At 50.9% G+C, this 17,396-nt stretch carries 12 protein-coding genes and 1 pseudogene; 10 read left to right on the top strand and 3 right to left on the bottom strand.

Features of this window, described 5'->3' with window-relative positions:
• Positions 1-789, top strand: a 789-nt coding sequence (locus tag H6G13_RS03125) for a tetratricopeptide repeat protein (protein WP_190481722.1), incomplete at its 5' end; no start/stop codon positions are given.
• 87 nt (positions 790-876) lie between these two features.
• Here the strand turns inward: H6G13_RS03125 and H6G13_RS03120 are convergent.
• Positions 877-1,095: a hypothetical protein gene (locus H6G13_RS03120; protein WP_190481721.1), complete on the bottom strand. Its 219-nt coding sequence runs from the start codon at positions 1,093-1,095 to the stop codon at positions 877-879.
• Positions 1,096-1,380: 285 nt separating this feature from the next.
• Here H6G13_RS03120 and H6G13_RS03115 point away from each other — a divergent pair, with 285 nt between their 5' ends.
• From H6G13_RS03115 to H6G13_RS03105, 3 genes are read left to right on the top strand one after another with little or no spacing between them, the layout of a single operon-like run.
• The gene (locus H6G13_RS03115; protein ID WP_190481720.1) at positions 1,381-3,885 is read left to right on the top strand and encodes a dynamin family protein; all 2,505 of its coding nucleotides are present in this window, start codon (positions 1,381-1,383) and stop codon (positions 3,883-3,885) included.
• A 28-nt stretch (positions 3,886-3,913) separates the two neighbouring features.
• A complete protein-coding gene (locus H6G13_RS03110; RefSeq protein ID WP_190481719.1) occupies positions 3,914-4,423 on the top strand; it encodes a KGK domain-containing protein in 510 nt (169 codons plus the stop codon).
• A complete protein-coding gene (locus H6G13_RS03105; RefSeq protein WP_190481718.1) occupies positions 4,410-4,655 on the top strand; it encodes an HNH endonuclease in 246 nt (81 codons plus the stop codon). The genes H6G13_RS03110 and H6G13_RS03105 overlap by 14 nt, the downstream gene beginning before the upstream one ends.
• Positions 4,656-4,814: 159 nt before the next feature.
• Here the strand turns inward: H6G13_RS03105 and H6G13_RS03100 are convergent, their stop codons facing one another.
• Positions 4,815-6,401: an ATP-binding protein gene (locus H6G13_RS03100; RefSeq protein ID WP_242028118.1), complete on the bottom strand. Its 1,587-nt coding sequence runs from the start codon at positions 6,399-6,401 to the stop codon at positions 4,815-4,817.
• A 388-nt stretch (positions 6,402-6,789) separates the two neighbouring features.
• Here H6G13_RS03100 and H6G13_RS03095 point away from each other — a divergent pair, with 388 nt between their 5' ends.
• Positions 6,790-8,592, top strand: a complete 1,803-nt coding sequence (locus H6G13_RS03095) for an ABC transporter ATP-binding protein (RefSeq protein ID WP_190481716.1) — start codon at positions 6,790-6,792, stop codon at positions 8,590-8,592.
• Positions 8,593-8,615: 23 nt separating this feature from the next.
• On the opposite strand, the gene H6G13_RS03090 is transcribed toward H6G13_RS03095, so the two are convergent.
• Positions 8,616-12,371, bottom strand: a complete 3,756-nt coding sequence (locus H6G13_RS03090) for a PAS domain-containing protein (RefSeq protein WP_190481715.1) — start codon at positions 12,369-12,371, stop codon at positions 8,616-8,618.
• A gap of 325 nt (positions 12,372-12,696) precedes the next feature.
• On the opposite strand from H6G13_RS03090, the gene H6G13_RS03085 reads away from it, so the two are divergent.
• The 5 genes and pseudogenes from H6G13_RS03085 to H6G13_RS03065 all read left to right on the top strand — a co-directional run bounded on the left by H6G13_RS03085 (position 12,697) and on the right by H6G13_RS03065 (position 17,312).
• Positions 12,697-13,377, top strand: a complete 681-nt coding sequence (locus H6G13_RS03085) for a PD-(D/E)XK nuclease family protein (RefSeq protein WP_190481714.1) — start codon at positions 12,697-12,699, stop codon at positions 13,375-13,377.
• 556 nt (positions 13,378-13,933) lie between these two features.
• Complete coding sequence (locus H6G13_RS03080) at positions 13,934-14,524, top strand: HdeD family acid-resistance protein (RefSeq protein ID WP_190481713.1); 591 nt, start codon at positions 13,934-13,936, stop codon at positions 14,522-14,524.
• Between the two features lie 1,265 nt (positions 14,525-15,789).
• Complete coding sequence (locus H6G13_RS03075; protein WP_190481712.1) at positions 15,790-16,227, top strand: MerR family transcriptional regulator; 438 nt, start codon at positions 15,790-15,792, stop codon at positions 16,225-16,227.
• A gap of 10 nt (positions 16,228-16,237) precedes the next feature.
• Positions 16,238-16,351, top strand: a pseudogene (locus H6G13_RS29030) (carboxymuconolactone decarboxylase family protein); the annotation flags it as partial.
• The gene (locus tag H6G13_RS03065; RefSeq protein ID WP_190481711.1) at positions 16,338-17,312 is read left to right on the top strand and encodes an aldo/keto reductase; all 975 of its coding nucleotides are present in this window, start codon (positions 16,338-16,340) and stop codon (positions 17,310-17,312) included. The pseudogene H6G13_RS29030 and the gene H6G13_RS03065, both read left to right, overlap by 14 nt.
• Positions 17,313-17,396 lie beyond the last annotated feature (84 nt).

Raw genomic sequence — 17,396 nt, 5'->3', positions numbered from 1 at the left:
CTCTACAAAAATACAGGACGATATGGAGAGGCAGAACCTCTTTATGTCCGTGCTTTGCAAATTGTAGAAGAGCAACTAGGAGAAAATCATCCTGATACTGCTGCTAGTCTGAATAACTTGGCAAGCCTCTACGAAAATACAGGACGATATGGAGAGGCAGAACCTCTTTATGTCCGTGCTTTGCAAATTGTAGAAGAGCAACTAGGAGAAAATCATCCTGATACTGCTGCTAGTCTGAACAACTTGGCAAGCCTCTACAAAAATACAGGACGATATGGAGAGGCAGAACCTCTTTATGTCCGTGCTTTGCAAATTGTAGAAGAGCAACTAGGAGAAAATCATCCTGATACTGCTGCTAGTCTGAACAACTTGGCAAGCCTCTACAAAAATACAGGACGATATGGAGAGGCAGAACCTCTTTATGTCCGTGCTTTGCAAATTGTAGAAGAGCAACTAGGAGAAAATCATCCCAATACCGCTATCAGTTTGAATAACTTGGCAAGTCTTTATCAAAGGCAAAAGCGTTATCAAGAAGCTATCTCATTGTTGGAAAGATGGCAAGATATTAAACATAAGCGTCATGAAACTAAAAGCCAATATTTTGCTGAGCGCATTCGAACACTAGGAAAACTTTATGAAAAAAATGAGCAGCCCCTAGAAGCTCTAAAGGTTCTTGAAAAATCTCTATTTATTCTCAACGAAGTCTTAGGTCAGAAACATCCAAAGACAATACTTTTGAAGGGGGAAGTAAAGCAATTAAAGAAACAAATTCGACAAGGACTAAAGTGACATCAATGAGCGTATTTTTGTAGGTCGAGTTAGACCTTGGCAAAAAACCAATGGCCCCCCTAACGTTAAGTTAGGGTTTCACTTCATTCAACCTAACCTACCAGCTAGCATGTCCAACTTAAAGCGCCTCTGCCACTGCCTTTTGCATTCGGATCTAGCGGGCTTGGCCAGCCGGATCCGAATGCAGCCCTTAAAAAAGTCCTTGGTGTCGTCCTCCAGGCTCCCCTTAAACAGCGGCAGCAGCACATCCTTCGCCAAGAAGCTGCCAGCTTCTCTTAGACCAATGGCGGCAATGATGTCGAACATAGAGTCAAATGGCTAGGGGCTGTTGCCTACAACTATAGCCTTGCGAAACTGTAGGGCGGGCAAGGCCCCTATAGACTTTTAGCCTTGCCTATCTAGTAGGGTTTGGCCACTGTCTTAACCCAATTGCTGGGTGAGGCTGTCTAGGCTGCCTTGAGAAAGCATCTCCGTAATTTCCACAGTGTAGATATCTACACTGGCTACGTAGAGTTCTTAGACCGGAATGGGCATGTTGGAGACGGTAGCTATCAGTTGTCCGTAACTCAAAACTCCCATACCTTAACTTTCATGGCTGACACTTTCTCTCACTGCTCCTCCCTGCAGCAAGACGTTACGCAGGTTTTGCAGCTGTTGCATCAAGAACCTGGATTGCGATCGCAGCAAGATACAACTCCAGTTCAGGGATCGCTCAAGAAAGCCGTGTCTCCTACCTTTGAGATTGTGTTTGCTGGAGCTTTCAGTGCTGGAAAGTCGATGCTGATCAACGCGCTGCTGGGCCGCAAGCTGCTCTACAGTGCCGAAGGCCACGCGACCGGAACCGAGTGCCGCATTGCCTATGCCGAGGATGGGCAGGAAAGAGTTGTGCTGACATTTCTCAGCGAAGCCGAAGTCCGAGAGCAGATTCAAGCACTGATCGGGCGTCTACAGCTGCAAATTCAAGCCAGCCTGCAGCAGCCTGGAGTCTTGAAACAGCTTGAGCAAATCTGCCAAAGCATCATTCAAGAAGAGGGGGGAGAAACCCGCTCAGACAAAGCCAAGCAAGCCAACGCCCTAAAGCTGCTGCTAGAAGGCTACAGCACCAATCGCGATCGCCTCTCGCCGAATCAGAACGCGACCTACTCAATGGAGCAGTTTAACTTCTCCAACCTGCAGGAAGCCGCAAGCTACGCCCGACGCGGCTCCAATAGCGCTGTCCTCAAAAGAATTGAGTACTTCTGCTGCCACGATTTGCTAAAAGACGGCAACGTGCTGATCGACACTCCAGGCATCGATGCACCCGTTCGTAAAGATGCAGAACTGACCTACGCCAAAATTGAAGACCCTGATACCTCTGCAGTGGTCTGTGTGCTCAAAACGGCAGAGACCGGAGAGCTAACCGCCGAAGAGACTGAACTGCTTGAGAAAATTCGCCGGAATCCTAGCATTCGAGATCGGGTCTTCTACGTCTTCAACCGAGTGGATAGAACCTGGTACAACACCCAGCTCAGGCAGCGGCTCGACCAGTGCATCAGCAACCAGTTCCAAGACACCACGCGAGTTTTTCGCACCAGTGGACTGCTAGGGTTCTACGGTCGGCAGCTCAAAGAAACCGACCAGTACAATCGCTTTGGCCTAGATTCGCTCTTTGCCGAGGAGGTGCAGGGGCAGAATGGGCACGAGGAAGTGCCGCTCTTTGTGACTGAGTTTAATAACTACTGTGGCAACTCCGGTAAGCTCATTGGCAGCGAGTTTCGGCCCGAGATCCGAGGCTACGAATCGCCCAATGAGAACTACCTTCGTATTCTTTCTAGCTATGGCACTTCGCTGATTGATCAGTTGATTGAGCACAGTGGAGTGGAGCAGTTTCGCCAGGGGATTACCCGCTATCTTCAGGAGGAAAAGCGACCGCTCCTGTTTAGCAATCTGGCTGATGATCTGCACCCTGTCTGCATTGCCCTGCGTAAGCTCTACCTAGAGCAGTGGCAGGCAGTTCAGAGCCAACCCCAAGAAATTGAGGCGATCAAGTCACAAAAACTGAGACAGCTCAGCAAAGACCTCAAAAACGTGGGCGATCGCCACCGCCAGGACATGGAGGCGCTAATCAACCAGACGGTTGCCAGCAATGGTAATGCTGAATTTGAGCGAGATTTTCGTCAGCTTCAGGCCAAGATGGTGAGCCGCCTAGACGAACTGCTCAATACCTTCAGCGTGGAGGGTGTTTACCAGCAGGCTCAGGCTAGCCATCGCCGCAACTCTGTCGTTCCCCTGCTGGGCATTTTGTCGGAGGCTTTTTATTACCTGGCAAACGGGTTGGAAGATCTTCTAGTCAGCTGCTCGGAGGAACTGACCCTACGATTTTTTCAGCAGCTCATTTCACGGGTGCAGACAAGCGATTACTCCCGTGAGATTTATCGGTTACTCGGTAACGATGGCGGCATTGAGCAGCGACTGCATCAGGTGCAGCAGCAGGTGACGGCAGCCCTGATAAATGAGGCGAGGACAGAGTGCGATCGCTATGTGAGGGAGCGCCCTGAATTCTTCTCTGAGGGAACGGCTTCTGTGTGGCAGCTGCGTCAAACCCTGCAACAATCGTGCCGAGGCTACGACTATCAGAGCATGATCGATGCGGAACCGGCTATTCGACAGCTGCTCAAGCTCGACTTTGAGCAAAAGGTGGGAGATACAGTGCTGCGAACCTTCCGCCAAACCATCAACCAGACTTTGAATAGCCATTTGCTCAGTGCTGCTCAGGCTCAGGCTGATTCCCTTCTCCATGAATATGACCATGCTCGAGCCTACTTGGCCCAAACGCTAGATAAGGAAGCAGCAGAGAAGGTGATCCAGAACCAGAGATTGAAGGTTGAGATACAGACCAAGGTTGAGTTGCTCAATGAGGCGATTTCAGGCATTAATGCGTGCCTTGAAGTTCACCAACTTGACCGTAAAAAGCTCTCTCTAATCAGCCGTGATGATCTTGTTGTGACGACCTCCGACGAGGATGATCTGGAGGCTTCTCACGCAGAGTTAGACCACTCATCTTTCCAATTTACAGAATCTGGTAGCTTAACTCCCTCAGTTCTAGAAGTTGTGTAGCTATCTTTCTCTACGGTCAAGGTATCCAGTGGATACCTTGACCAGTTTTATTGTAGTTTTACCCATATCTATAGCAGACAACATGCCTAGCAACCAAGCAAATTCCCAAGAAGCTGAACTCCAAAAACAAATAATTACGTTAGAGGAAAATGGAAAAGATAAGGATTCTGTAATCGCATTCAATTCAAAACTATATAAAATAGGTGATTTATTAGAATGTCTAAAACAAGCATTAGTAGCTGATCAAGGTACTGCTTTAAATCAAATTTTAATCAGCAAAGGAATGCCAGCGTTTGAACGATACTTAGGTAATTTAACATATCAGTCAGGTGTTGCATGTCAGGTATTAGGCCTGGACGGAGCGACTTGGACAGCAGGCAGTATTCGGCTCAAGCTTGTTTTAGAGTTGATAGCCGAAAAAGAGGTCGTGCCATCTCAGGAGATAGCTGAGGAACTTAACGAGTCACCCGCCGATGAAAAAGATCCTGCTTTGAATGAACTTCGTTTATCTCTAACCGAATCCAATGGGCAAATCTAAGCGAATCTCAATACCCAAAGCGGTGAGGCAGTATGTGTTTGAGCGCGATAGCTATCAGTGCAAGGGGTGCGGCAAGACCAGCAGCGAAGCTCAGCTCACTATCGACCACATTATCCCTTTAGCCCAGGGTGGCCCTGACGACATTAGCAATCTACAGGCACTCTGCTCTACCTGCAATCAGCGGAAGAAACACTCTACAGATCCTCGGTTTCGGCGTCGGTTTGATCTGTAGTGAGTTTGGGCTCTACTCAACTAGCAGAAGGAGAAATAGCTAAGCGAAAGCCTCAACCACAAAGCTTAGAATCTGGATGATGTAGCTGTTGGATCACCAGTTCTGAGCTTTGTTTTTTGCCGGCATTCCGCAGGTTGACGGTCTCTTTCCCTTGTCTACCTATTTAGCAAGCCCTACGCTTTGGACTTCCCTATCTCGAAGTTTCACCGGTTCGGTCGTCAACCGTTTTTGGGAATACTGGTTGATTTGGCTAGTTTGTAGCGCTTGAAATTTCAAAACATTGTGAGCCTCGATTGGCTTTTGCTCAGCTAGCGGCAGTTCAATCGAGAACTCGGTTCCCCTGCCAGGTTGTGACCAGCATTTGAGCATACCGCCATGCTCTTGAACAACGATTTGATAACTAATTGACAGCCCGAGCCCAGTTCCTTTCCCAACTGGTTTCGTCGTAAAGAAAGGATCGAATATTTGACGCAATGTCTCTTGGGGAATCCCATCACCGTTATCGGCGATACGAATCACTATGGATGCAGGATCTCTGCCGTTGGTTGGCTGTACCGCCTCCGTACGAATGGTGATAGTCGGTGCCAGAAGAGATTCAGTAGATGAAGTATTCAGTCTGACTGACTCTAGTGCATCTACTGCATTACCTAGAATGTTCATGAAGACCTGGTTGAGAGATCCCGCATTACATTCAATCGGAGGCAAGTCTCCATATTCTTTTACAATTTTGATGGCAGATTGCTTGCCCTTTGCCTGCAGCCGGTGATTCAGGATTAATAGCGTATCGTCTATGCCTTGATGAATAGCCGCCTGTTCTTTCCTACATCTATCTTTGCGCGAAAAGTTTTGTAGGGACAATACTAGATTTCGTACTCGCTCGGTTCCCACCTTCATCGATGACACAATCTTCAACAGATCACTAGACACAAAATCAACGTCAATCGTGTCAGCTTTTCTTTGAAGTAAGGCCGGAGGGTTAGGGCAATGTTCGCGGTAGAGAGATAGCAACTCTAATAGGTCTTGAGCATAGCGCTGAATGTATGGAAGATTTCCATATATGAAATTGACTGGATTATTAACTTCATGAGCAATTCCGGCAACCAGTTGACCGAGCCCAGACATCTTTTCAGTCTGGACCAACTGAGCCTGCGTGTGCTTCAGCTGATGCACCGTTTTGCTTAAAAACTGATTACTTCGCTTTAGTGCTTTTACAACTCGCTCTAGCTGAGATGTGGTTTGCTTGACTTTCATTAGGTTTAGCCGCAGCTCCAGTTGCGTTATAACCTGGCGGCTGAGTACCCGAAGTGCCTGCTGCTGCTCTGGGCTAAGCTGGCGGGGAACACGATCGATTACGCACAGGGTACCGATTGCATACCCGTCAGGAGTGACTAATGGTGCGCCTGCATAGAATCGAATGTAGGGGTCAGAGGTGACGAGGGGATTATGGGCGAATCGCTCGTCTTCTAAGGCATCCGGCACAATGAGTAAGTTGTCTGGCTGCAGGATAGCGTGGGTGCAGAACGCTATCTTTCTTGGCGTTTCTGTAGCGTTGACGCCTAATTTTGATTTGAAAAATTGCCTATCTGCATCGATCAGACTGACTAAGGCAATGGGGGTACCGCAGATATGGGCAGCTAAAGTAGTTAAATCATCAAAAGCTTGTTCGGCAGAAGAGTCGAGAACTTTGTAGCGATGAAGCGCTTTTACTCGATCGACTTCATTGGCTGGCAAAGGTATAGTCTTCAAATCCGTTCCTACCCTAAAGCTGATGAGAAATTGCCATACCACCGTATCTACATAGAGAGAGGTGCGGCATCTCTCGTAGGTAGGACACGTTCTGCTTGGCTGGTAGGAGTATGTGTACGGCATCTATGTACGGTTTTAGGCAGTTTCTAGTTCGGCTGTAGAGAAGCTCTCAGGAACTTTTTCCTCATGAATTTCATGGTGAGTCTCATTTGTATTATCAATAGTCCTATAGATATTCCCTTGAGTCTCGTCTTAGTTTTATCTGCCAGCATTGTTGGTGCCTCTCTCTATGTGCCTCTTAGAGATGGCCGCATTACACTATTGACGATGAGCCATGCTTTAAGCGGTAGGTTCAGCCAATGAAACGTTTAACTTCCCTAGGTGCAGCATGAGAAGCGCTATCCCTGTCGTTGCGCCGGAGCAAAAGCCGAGTCTTTCGACCCTGCAGCGCTTTTTGCAGTACTTCCGGCCCTACCGCAAAGAGCTGCCGATTGCCTTTACCCTGGTCATTCTGGGTGCAGCGACTCAGTCTATTGGGCCACTGCTAATTGGCTGGTCTATCGATAACCTGATTGTGCCCGGCAACCTGCGGGGGCTGCTGATCATGCTGGGGGTGCTGTCGGCCATCTACGTTTCGGGGGTTTGGGCCATTCGCGGGCAGATCTTGCGATTTGGCTCGATCATGCAGCGCCTTCTGGCCCGATTGCGGCAAGACATTTTTGACAAAATTCAGAGTCTGCCCATCAGCTTTTTTGACCGCAGTGAGGCTGGCGATTTGATGAGCCGACTGCTGAATGATGTTAATACGGTCAATCAGGCATTTGGGCTGACGATTCCGCAGATGCTGGGGCAGACTTTTAGTCTGGTCGGCATTATTATCGCCATGTTTTCAATCAACCTGCAGCTAGGGCTGTTGAGCAACCTGGTGGTGCCGCTGATGATCTTTACGACCAGCCTATTTTCTCGCTGGGCTAGAACCCGCTTTCGGGTGACGCGGCAGACGATTGGAGATCTGTCGGCCAAGCTCGAAGAGGATATTGGCAGCGTGCGCGAGGCTCAAGCCTTTAACCGGGTGGACCTCAATATTGAAGAATTTGACAGCCTCAATGCGGCCAACCGCAGAGCCAATATTCAGGCGGTGGCGGTGACAGCAGCGTTTTTACCGTCGATTGATTTTCTCAATACGCTGGCAACGGCAGCGGTAATGGCCTACGGCGGCTACCTGGCGGTGACAGGGGCGGCTACGGTGGGGGTGGTGACGGCGTTTTTGCTCTATGTGCAGCAGTTCTTTCGGCCGATTCAGATCCTCAGCCAGTTTTATACCCAGGCCCAGTCTGCTCTGGCAGGCCTAGATCGAATCTTTGTGCTGCTGGATGAACCCCTACAGCTCCAAGATGCGCCCGATGCAACTCGGATGCCGCCGATCAAAGGGGAGGTTACTTTTGAGCAAGTTACTTTTGGCTACACACCGAACCAGCGGGTGCTCAACCAGATTAATCTCCAGGCTAAACCGGGACAGATGATTGCTCTGGTGGGGCCAACGGGGGCAGGCAAAAGCACTATCATCAACCTGATTTTGCGCTTTTATGACGTCACGGGCGGGGCGGTTAAGATTGACGGCATTGACGTGCGGAGTGTGACGCAGGCGAGTTTGCGCCGCCAGATTGGCATTGTTTTGCAAGACAATATTTTGTTTAGCGGGACGGTGGCTGAAAACATTGCTTTTGGTTCGCCTCAGGTCAGTCAGGCTGAGATTGAGGCGGCGGCTCAGGCAGCTAACGTACACGAGTTTGTTACCTCACTATCTCAAGGCTACAGCACCCGACTGGGTGAACGGGGTGCGCCTCTGAGCCAGGGGCAGCGGCAATTGGTGAGTATTGCCCGAGCGGTGTTGATCAACCCCCGAATTTTGATTTTGGATGAGGCGACCAGCAGCATTGACACGCGCACGGAGGCGCTGGTGCAAGATGCGATCGCACGTCTCTTAAAGAACCGCACCAGCTTTGTCATCGCTCACCGCCTGAGCACTGTCACCCAAGCTGATCAGGTGCTGGTGATTCAGCAGGGGCAGATTGCGGAGCATGGCACTCACCAGGAACTGATTGAGCAAGCCGGCATCTATGCTAATCTCTATGCGCTGCAGCTGGGAGCTAGTGAAGCAGAAGCAGTGGCTGATCCGCTCAACGCCTAGACGTGCTCATGCAAGTAGCTTCGCTAAACCTGATCGTCTCTGCCTCTAGGCATCAGATCGAGAATAGCCTCAATGAGATCGCTGGGGTCAACGGGTTTAGCAATGTGTCGCTGAAAACCGGCTGCGATCGCACGTTCGGCATCGCTTTCTGAAGCATAGGCCGTGAGGGCAATAGCGGGCGCTGCCCCACCCCGATCAGCTGGCAGCGAGCGGATTTGGCGAATTAGCTGGTAGCCATCTAGCTCCGGCATACCGATGTCGCTGATCAGAATGTGGGGCTGACTATCGGGGAAGCGGGCCAGGGCGACGGAGGCTGATGCGATCGCACTTACCGTTGCCCCTGCCTGCTCCAGCAAAATGGAGAGAAAGATACGGCTGTCGGGGTCGTCTTCTACCAGCAAAATGCGGCAGCCCTGCAGCGGTTCATCGTTAAAGGTCAATGGCGAGGGCATCTGCTGCGGCTGGAGATCGCTTTGGGGCTGGAAAATAGGCAGGCTGACAGTAAAGGTAGCTCCCTGGTCTTCGCCGGGACTAGTGGCGCTAACTGTGCCACCATGCATTTCAATAATGTGGCGAACAATCGCTAAGCCCAGGCCCAGGCCGCCAAACTGACGGGTGGTGGTGCCATCTTCTTGGCGGAAGGACTCAAAGACATGCGGCAAAAAGCTGGGGCTAATGCCTTTGCCCGTATCGCTCACCGTCAGCTGAACAAGTTGGTCATAGGGAGCTTTAGGGTTGGAGGATGCCTGCCCTGCACCCAGAGACAGCCCCACTTCAACCTGGCCACCCTTGGGTGTAAACTTCACCGCATTAGAGAGCAGGTTCCACACGACCTGCTGCAGACGAGCAGAATCTCCCAACACCCAGCCCACTTCGGGGGCAACGTGGGTCTGAATGGAAATTGCCTTGGTAGTAGCCGCTAGCTGAACTGTTTCGAGGGCTGCTGCGATGATTTTCTCTAGCCGAACGGCTTCTCGATTGAGGGTGAGCTTGCCCCGGAGAATACGGGAGATATCGAGCAGGTCATCGATTAGCTGTACCTGCAGCCTGACGTTGCGCTCAATAGTTTCGGCGGCCTGCCCCAGTAGCGGATCTTTTAACTTGCGGCGCAACAGAGTAGCCCAGCCCAAAATGGGATTGAGCGGCGATCTAAGCTCATGGGAGAGCACCGCCATAAACTCGTCTTTGATGCGGTTGGCGTGGGTTAGTTCGGCAGCTCGCTGCTGCAGCTGAGTGAGCAGTTGCGATCGCTCCAGGGCGGCGGCTACTTGGTCACAGACGGTTTGCATTAGGGCCAACTCATCGGGCTCAAAGTGGGTGCGGGTGCGGGTACCAAAGGAGAGGGTACCGATAAACTGCCCTCGCGACAGCAGCGGGTAGCAGGCGTAGGCCATCACGCCTAGCTCTCGGATTTGCTCGGTGATCGGATCAGTAGTCTGCTGGGTATCTTCAACGACTAGACGTCTGCGGTGCAGCGCCACGGTGCCAGAGACCGTCTGGCCTAGCTTGAGCCAGTGCAGCCGGTCGGCCACGTGCGACGGAATGCCGCCATAGGCATGGAGATAGAGCTGCTGCTGAGTTTCGTCAAACAGGTAGTTGAAGTACAGCTCTAGGCCCAGGTGCTCCGACAGCCGATTGTAGAGCCGGTCAATAAAAGCTTTAGGCTGTTCGTTTAGCAGCAGCTGGTTAGCAACTTCGGAGAGCAGGCCTAGGGTGGCGTTGCTGCGTCGCAGCACTTCTTCGGAATGACGACGCTCAGTGATGTCTACATACGCGCCAATGGCTCCGCGAATCTGCCCCCGCTGATCGCGCAGGGGCACCGTTTTGCCATAGAGGCAGGCGGTGCTGCCATCATCGAAGCGCATTTCTAGTTCATTTTCTAGCTCTATGCCCTGACGACAACAGGTCTGAATGGGCCACTCCTCAGAGGGCAACTCTTCCCCCTGACGGATTAGCCGAAAGTTTAGGCTATTGCCGCCTTTAACCAAGGCCGCAGGCTGAATCAACCCCGGCCGGGTGCGGGTTAGCTGGTAGGCCATGAGGTTGGCTGTGACATCGTTCCCGCTGCGATCGTGAGCAATCCAGATCGCAGCGGGAACAACCTCCATTAGGGCTTCTAGCTCTTCGACCCGCGAGCGGGCGTAAGACTCACTCAGGCGCAGGGCATTTTCAACTCGCCTGCGATCGTCTATATCGGTGATGATGCCCACCCATTCCCGCACCTTGCCAGTCTCGTCAAACAGGGGCACGCCGCGCGATTCAAAGTAGCGGTACTGCTGGCTAGAGGCGTGCCAAAGGCGACCTTCGGCGCTGTAGATCTGGCACGCCTCGTGCGCTTGAACCCAGGTCAGTCTGAAGGGTTCGCGGTCATCTGGGTGAAGGGCCTTTAGCCAACCCCAGCCTTGGTGCTGCTGCCAAGACTGGCCGGTAAAGGTCTCCCAGCCGGATTGGGGCGAGGTGAACTGCCCTTCTTGATCAGTGCTCCAGACTATCGAAGCCAAAATGGAGACCAGCGACCGATAGCGTTCCTCGCTACGCAGCAGCGCATCCTGGGTCAGCTTGAGATCGGTGATGTCGTTGACCAGGGCATAAAATCCGCGAATGTCACCGTTGGCCTGCCGATCGGGAATGTACTGCCGTCGCACGTAGCGGCTGCTGCCCTGGCGGAAGGGCAGCCAAAGTTCGTCCATGACCAGATTGCCTGCCAGAGCTGCTTCAACGCTGGGGCGCATGCGCGGGTAAGCTTGGGGACCAACAAACTCTTCGATGCGCTGACCCACGACGGTTTCTGCAGGTTGACCGAACCAGGTAGTAAAAGCGCGATTGGCAAACTGGTAGCGCTGATCGGCGCCAACATAGGCAATTAGGGCTGGAATGGCGTCGGTGATCAGCCGCAGTTCGTCTTTTTGCCGTCGCAGTTCGGCTTCGGTGTGTTTGCGATCGCTAATGTCTCGAAAATAGACGGCAATCCCCGCCTCAGACGGATAGGCATTGATCTCAAGGTAGCGACTGAGGCTGCTGCAGTAGTCTTCTAGGTGTAAGGGCTGCTGATCTATCAGTGCCTGCTGCAGTTGCTGCGTAGACAAGCGACCAGCATCGAGTTCAAAGATATCCTGCCAGATCCGTTTACCCAGCAGTGCTGCTGGCGGATGGTCTAGCAGTTGCGCCGCCGCCTGATTGACGTAGGTAAAGCGCCATTCCCCGTCAAAGCTGACAAAAGCATCAGTGATGCTCTCCAACGCTTGTTCAGTCACTTCTTCAGTGCTTTTTTCGCTATGGTGTCGGTAAGCAGCGGCAGGAGAAGCTTGGGGGAAAAAGCTGGGCTGGGGCGAAACCACAGTAAAAACGCCGCCTATCTCGCCCGACTCATTCAAAATTGGGCTGCTGGCAAATGTAAAGGCGCGCTCCTGAGCACTGCCGCTACTCCAGGAGAATTGTTTTGCCTGAGCTGTCTCTCCTTGCATAACCTGTTGCAGCAGAGAACCCACTACAGCCCAAAGCCGAGGACACCCAAGTCTGACGGGCTGCCCTAACTCCAGTGTGTCGGCAGACAGATCAAGGGCCTGCTGACAGGCCTCGTTGTAAAACAAAATTAGCTCTTCGCCCCAACCCATGAACATTGGGAGGGGAGAGGTGAGGCAAATACTGAGGGCAGTCTGCAGACTTTGAGGCCAGTTTTCTAGCGGCCCCAAGCGAGTCTCAGCCCAGTTATAGGATTGAAGCAGATCCCCTGGGCGACCTTTATGGTTTAGAAAATGAGCCAGGGTGTTAGTCTGCATCACGGTTTTCTCTTTCCCAAACAAATCAGCGCAAGGCTAGAGCGGTGATGACTTGTAATGCAGCAACGAGGAGCGCTCAACCAAACCCAATTTTCATAGCTATAAAGCTGTCTCCTCGGTCTGCTTTGACCCGAGACTTTTTGACACCAAGTTCTTTAAGAGAGCACTATAGGGCGAGAGTACTAGTTAAAACTTCAAGTGTCTTAAAGCTTCAGAACAATTTACGATGAAACTTCTAACCGATGTCTCTACCTTCTGGCAGAAGCTGCTTGCTGAAACTTTATTTCACTGCACAGAAAATTGAAACTCCTTTAGTCGATAGGAGATGGCACTTCGGGGGCCTGCTGTGCAGCTAGTTCACTACCGCGCCCGGCGGGTTCGGGTCAACCAGCGCTCGTACTACGAAGTTGAGGGACACCGCTTTCCGGGAGTGACCACTATTTTGTCGGCAACCAAACCTCGGGCGGATCGTGAAGCCCTGCAGCGGTGGCAGCAGTCGGTAGGGGTAGATGTGGCTAAACAAATTACAGGTCGGGCTGCTTCAGCGGGAACGAGACTGCACCGGCAAATTGCAGCCTACCTGAGAGGGGAAGACATCGAGATTGTCCCTGAACTGGCAGGCTATTGGGCTTCAGTTGAGCCGCTGCTGCAGGAGGTGGAAGAAGTGCTGCTGGTGGAGGGAGCGGTCTGGCACGATCTCGGATTTGTGGGCTTTCCCGATGCGCTGGTGGTGTATCGGGGAGAGCTGTGTCTGTGCGATTGGAAAACCGCTCGCAAGCCAAAGCAGCTGGACTGGATTACTGACTATTGCTTTCAAGTCGCAGCCTATCGAGCCGCTGTGAATGCTGTCTATGGTGATTTGGGGCTGGAGGTGAGTCGGGCAATGGTTGCGATCGCACTTGACGATCAGCCTGCTCAGCGCTTTGAGCTGTCAATGGAGGATTTGAATTCTTATTGGAGTGGATTTCAGCAGCGGCTTAGGCAGTTTCAGGGCTTTCGTAGCTGACTAGGAGAGACGCGGGGAAGGGAAGCTGTGTAGGTTAGCGTCAAGCGCGGCGTGACTCAACGTTTTGAGTGGATAGGCAGATAGGTACTCGTCTCGGTATGAGACTATGCTTTATCGAGGTTAGTCTTCTAGAAATACTTTTGAGTCTTTTTATAAGATAGAGTCTTACTGGATTCTGGTTTCAGGGTTGTTTGTCTAACAGTCTTTTAAGTCTGGTTGCTGGTAATAGAGCCGAAGGGGCGAGACTTGGCCCCTGCAATGGGTTCTCTATTGTAGGAGCTGGATTTCCTGAGGCTAAGAAGGACAGACGTTACGAGCAAGCTTGTCAGTTAATCGGCTTTAAGATTGGCAGCCTAGACTCAGGGCAGGTCTGGCTGTCTCTTAAAGAGACCATTCAGAATTAAACTTAGTCTCACTAGTGGTTAAGCTAGTCTAATTGCAAGAATAAAGATTTACCCTTATTGACGAGCTTCGGTCTACCTTACGGAACTTTAAGAAAGGTAGAAAAAATTCTTAGCCTACTGGAGAACCTGTAAGCATGGGAAATTAAAGGTTAATGACTGCAGATACATCTCTAGATCGTCAAGATCCTAAGAGCGGCAGTAATCGCTCGCTTTGGACAGGTATCTTTTTGGCTATTCTGGGCGTAGTGGCGCTTATTTTGCCTGTCTTCTCCACCATCGTCACTGCAACTTGGGTTGCTTTCATTCTGCTGACTGCTGGATTTTCTAAGGCAATTTTTGCTTTTCAAACAAAAGACAAAGGTGGCCTTATTTGGAAGGTGCTGCTCAGCGTTCTCTATATTGGGGCTGGCGCAACGCTGTTGCTCAATCCTCTGACGGGCGTTATTACGATCACGCTGCTGCTGGGAAGCTTCCTGCTGACAGAAGGTGTGTTTGAGCTGATCCTAGCTTTCCGCCTACGGCCTCAGCAAAACTGGACTTGGGTATTGGGAAATGCCCTGGTGACGCTTCTACTGGGAGGAATTGTTTGGTCTGGCTGGCCTTCTAACGCACCTTGGCTGCTAGGAACTGCAGTGGGTGCTAGCGTGCTAGCGACTGGTGTTTCCCGAACGATGATTTGCTTGAATGCTCGGACTTCTGGCACTGATGACTCGGATCAGCTTGATCAGGCGGCATCTGCTTAAAAAGAAGAAGTAAGGCAGAAGACAGAAGGAAAAGTCTTTTGCGATGAATTTTTTCACGGATTGATTCTGCGTTTCTGTCAGCCTGTGCGGGCTTGAATAAGTTCAAAAGACCCTGGTAGTGAGATTTCATTGCCAGGGTCTTTGTTGGCTGATGGTTTATCGCTATTCCATATAAGTCTGTGCGGATTGAACTGCACTGTGGAAATGCAGTTTCTGCACTTAAGAACAGAAATTGCCTAGCGCATTCTAAAGAAAATTTTGGTCGGTGCCTCCAGCAATTCGATGGGTAAACCTTCTAGAAGAGGCTTCAGTTCTTGAGAGTAACTATTTGATAAACCTAGATAAATTTGATCTCACAATAAGACTTAACCTAACAATAATTGGTCTTAAAAATATACAAATAAGTCCTCAAATGAGATTCGTTTTTTGATCATTGAAGACTTGTTGGTTCGCTTTGAGGAGTGCCCGGTAGAATGAGAGGATGCCTTCCTGAGCCAACTAGAGGCTGTGACTATGGGCTAAAAAGGCGCGAAAAGGCCTTTAAATTTTAGTCCAAATTTAGTCCACGATTTTTTTAAACGCCTCAAAAAGCCCTATTTGCAAGGCTTTTAGGACTTTGAGTATTTGCGTTACAGGCAACTAGTCTACCGTCACATGCAACTGTCACACATACAACTGCGCTTTCGCCTATATTGGTAGAGATAATTCACCTACTAGTAAGCACTAAACAAGTGGTAAAAGTCTCCAGCTTGCAGCAACTAGTAAAACTATAGATGTGCCTAACGCATTCCGTAGTTAGGCAGTCACCTGAAAGCAACTGCCAAGGCGTAGCGAAAGGAAGAGATCGTGAATAAACTTCCGTACGGAAAATTGAATGAGATTAGAGGGCATTAGGTTGCGGAGAAGAAAAACCATGCCTTGTTGCAAAGGAAGGAGTAATTTTCTCTATGAGCAGATCGATGCTGGTGAAGACAGAACTTTAATGACAATTGCGGGGTAGAGAAGCCAGCACCAAATTTTTTGAAGCGGTCTGTCCGTTGCTATTGACCTAATTTAGTTTCCTCTGGTCGGGGTGTAGCTCGTTCCTGCACTGGGTGTAGGGAACTGTGTCCAATGCAGCATCTGTAGCGCCAACTAACTAAGGAGAACTGGTACAAGTCAACGCTGTGGTAAATGCAGTGCAGAGCCATCAACCAACCTAAACAAGTCAGGTTCGAAAAAATCTGCTTGACTTAGAGTGCGCTCTAACCTCTAACGTGCAGATTATGGAACAGGAACTCATCACTCAGCAGGTCCAAGAACTCACTATTCAGCAGGTCGCTGCCGCCACTGGGCTCAGCGTCCATACCTTGCGCTATTACGAACGCTGCGATCTGATTGCGCCTATTGGGCGATCAAACAACGGTCATCGGCGCTACTCGGCTAACGATCTGCGCTGGATTGAGTTTTTGAACAAACTACGGCTGACGGGTATGCCGATTCGTCAAATGCAGCAGTATGCAGAGCTGGTGAGATCTCATCCCGACTCTGGGTTCCATCAGCGGCGGCAAATTCTAGAATCTCATCGCGAAGCAGTTTTGACCCAAATTCAGCAGCTTCAAGACAATCTTGCTGTTATCGACTGGAAGATTCAGCACTATTCAGAGCTAGAGGCAACCCTTAATGACTCACTCAAAACCTCTGAACAAACCCGATCCGCCTGAGATGCAAACCGAAGTAGTGATGCAGATGGCGGTTTATGCCGGATTTCCGCCTGTCCTTAATGGCATGACCGCTGTAAAAGAAGTTTTTGTAGAGCAACAGGAGTTAAACCATGAAAACCCGTAAGTTAGGTCAACTAGAGGTATCCGCGATTGGGCTGGGCTGCATGGGCATGTCTGAGTTTTATAGTGGTCGAGATGAGGCAGAAGCGATCGCAACTCTGCACCGTGCCCTAGAGCTAGGAGTCAACTTTCTCGATACTGCCGATATGTACGGCCCCTTTACCAACGAAGAACTGGTGGGCCGAGCCATTCAAGATCGCCGCGATCAGGCGGTGCTAGCCACCAAGTTTGGTAATGTGCGCACTGCCGAGGGCGGCTGGGGCGGTGTTAACGGCAAGCCAGAATACGTTAAGCAGTGCTGCGATGCCTCGCTTAAACGGCTGGGCATTGAAGTCATCGATCTCTACTACCAGCACCGGGTAGATCCCACAGTGCCTATCGAAGACACCGTTGGGGCAATGGCCGAGCTAGTACAGGTTGGCAAAGTGCGCTACTTGGGTCTGTCGGAGGCGGCTCCAGATACCATTCGCCGCGCCCATGCAGTGCACCCGATTACCGCCCTGCAAACCGAATATTCTCTCTGGAGCCGGGAGCCCGAAGACGAGATTTTGCCCACGGTGCGAGAGCTGGGCATTGGCTTTGTGCCCTATAGCCCCCTAGGGCGCGGGTTTTTGACCGGAGCTTACCAAAGCCCCGACGACTTTGCCCCCGATGACTATCGTCGTCACGCACCCCGATTTCAGGGAGAGAACTTTGCCAAAAATCTAGCGCTGGTAGATCAGGTGAAGGCAATTGCTCAAGAAAAAGGCGTCACCCCAGCCCAGTTAGCCTTAGCCTGGTTGCTAGCTCAGGGCAATGACATGGTGCCAATTCCAGGCACCAAACGCCGTCAATACCTGGAGGAAAATGTGGCAGCGGTGGACATTGAGCTTTCCCAAGCCGAGTTAGACCGTATAAATGCAGTTGCCCCTCAAGGCGCAGCGTTGGGTGACCGTTATGCCGACATGAGTACGGTAAATCGCTAGGGGGTTAGTGACTAAAAAATAATCTTTGCGGTTAGGCTCTTGTAGGTTGGGTTGAGCAGAGCGAAATCGAACAGGGTTTTGTTG

This window comes from Pseudanabaena sp. FACHB-2040, from assembly GCF_014696715.1.
Classification (GTDB): domain Bacteria; phylum Cyanobacteriota; class Cyanobacteriia; order Phormidesmidales; family Phormidesmidaceae; genus JACVSF01.
This window is presented reverse-complemented; position numbering and strand designations above follow the sequence as displayed.

Excerpts from the sequence above, each read along its gene's own strand:
- H6G13_RS03120 (WP_190481721.1), bottom strand. The coding sequence starts at position 1,095 with ATGTTCGACATCATTGCCGCCATTGGTCTAAGAGAAGCTGGCAGCTTC.
- H6G13_RS03115 (WP_190481720.1), top strand. The coding sequence starts at position 1,381 with ATGGCTGACACTTTCTCTCACTGCTCCTCCCTGCAGCAAGACGTTACG.
- H6G13_RS03105 (WP_190481718.1), top strand. The coding sequence starts at position 4,410 with ATGGGCAAATCTAAGCGAATCTCAATACCCAAAGCGGTGAGGCAGTAT.
- H6G13_RS03095 (WP_190481716.1), top strand. The coding sequence starts at position 6,790 with ATGAGAAGCGCTATCCCTGTCGTTGCGCCGGAGCAAAAGCCGAGTCTT.
- H6G13_RS03090 (WP_190481715.1), bottom strand. The coding sequence starts at position 12,371 with ATGCAGACTAACACCCTGGCTCATTTTCTAAACCATAAAGGTCGCCCA.
- H6G13_RS03085 (WP_190481714.1), top strand. The coding sequence starts at position 12,697 with ATGGCACTTCGGGGGCCTGCTGTGCAGCTAGTTCACTACCGCGCCCGG.
- H6G13_RS03080 (WP_190481713.1), top strand. The coding sequence starts at position 13,934 with ATGACTGCAGATACATCTCTAGATCGTCAAGATCCTAAGAGCGGCAGT.
- H6G13_RS03075 (WP_190481712.1), top strand. The coding sequence starts at position 15,790 with ATGGAACAGGAACTCATCACTCAGCAGGTCCAAGAACTCACTATTCAG.
- H6G13_RS03065 (WP_190481711.1), top strand. The coding sequence starts at position 16,338 with ATGAAAACCCGTAAGTTAGGTCAACTAGAGGTATCCGCGATTGGGCTG.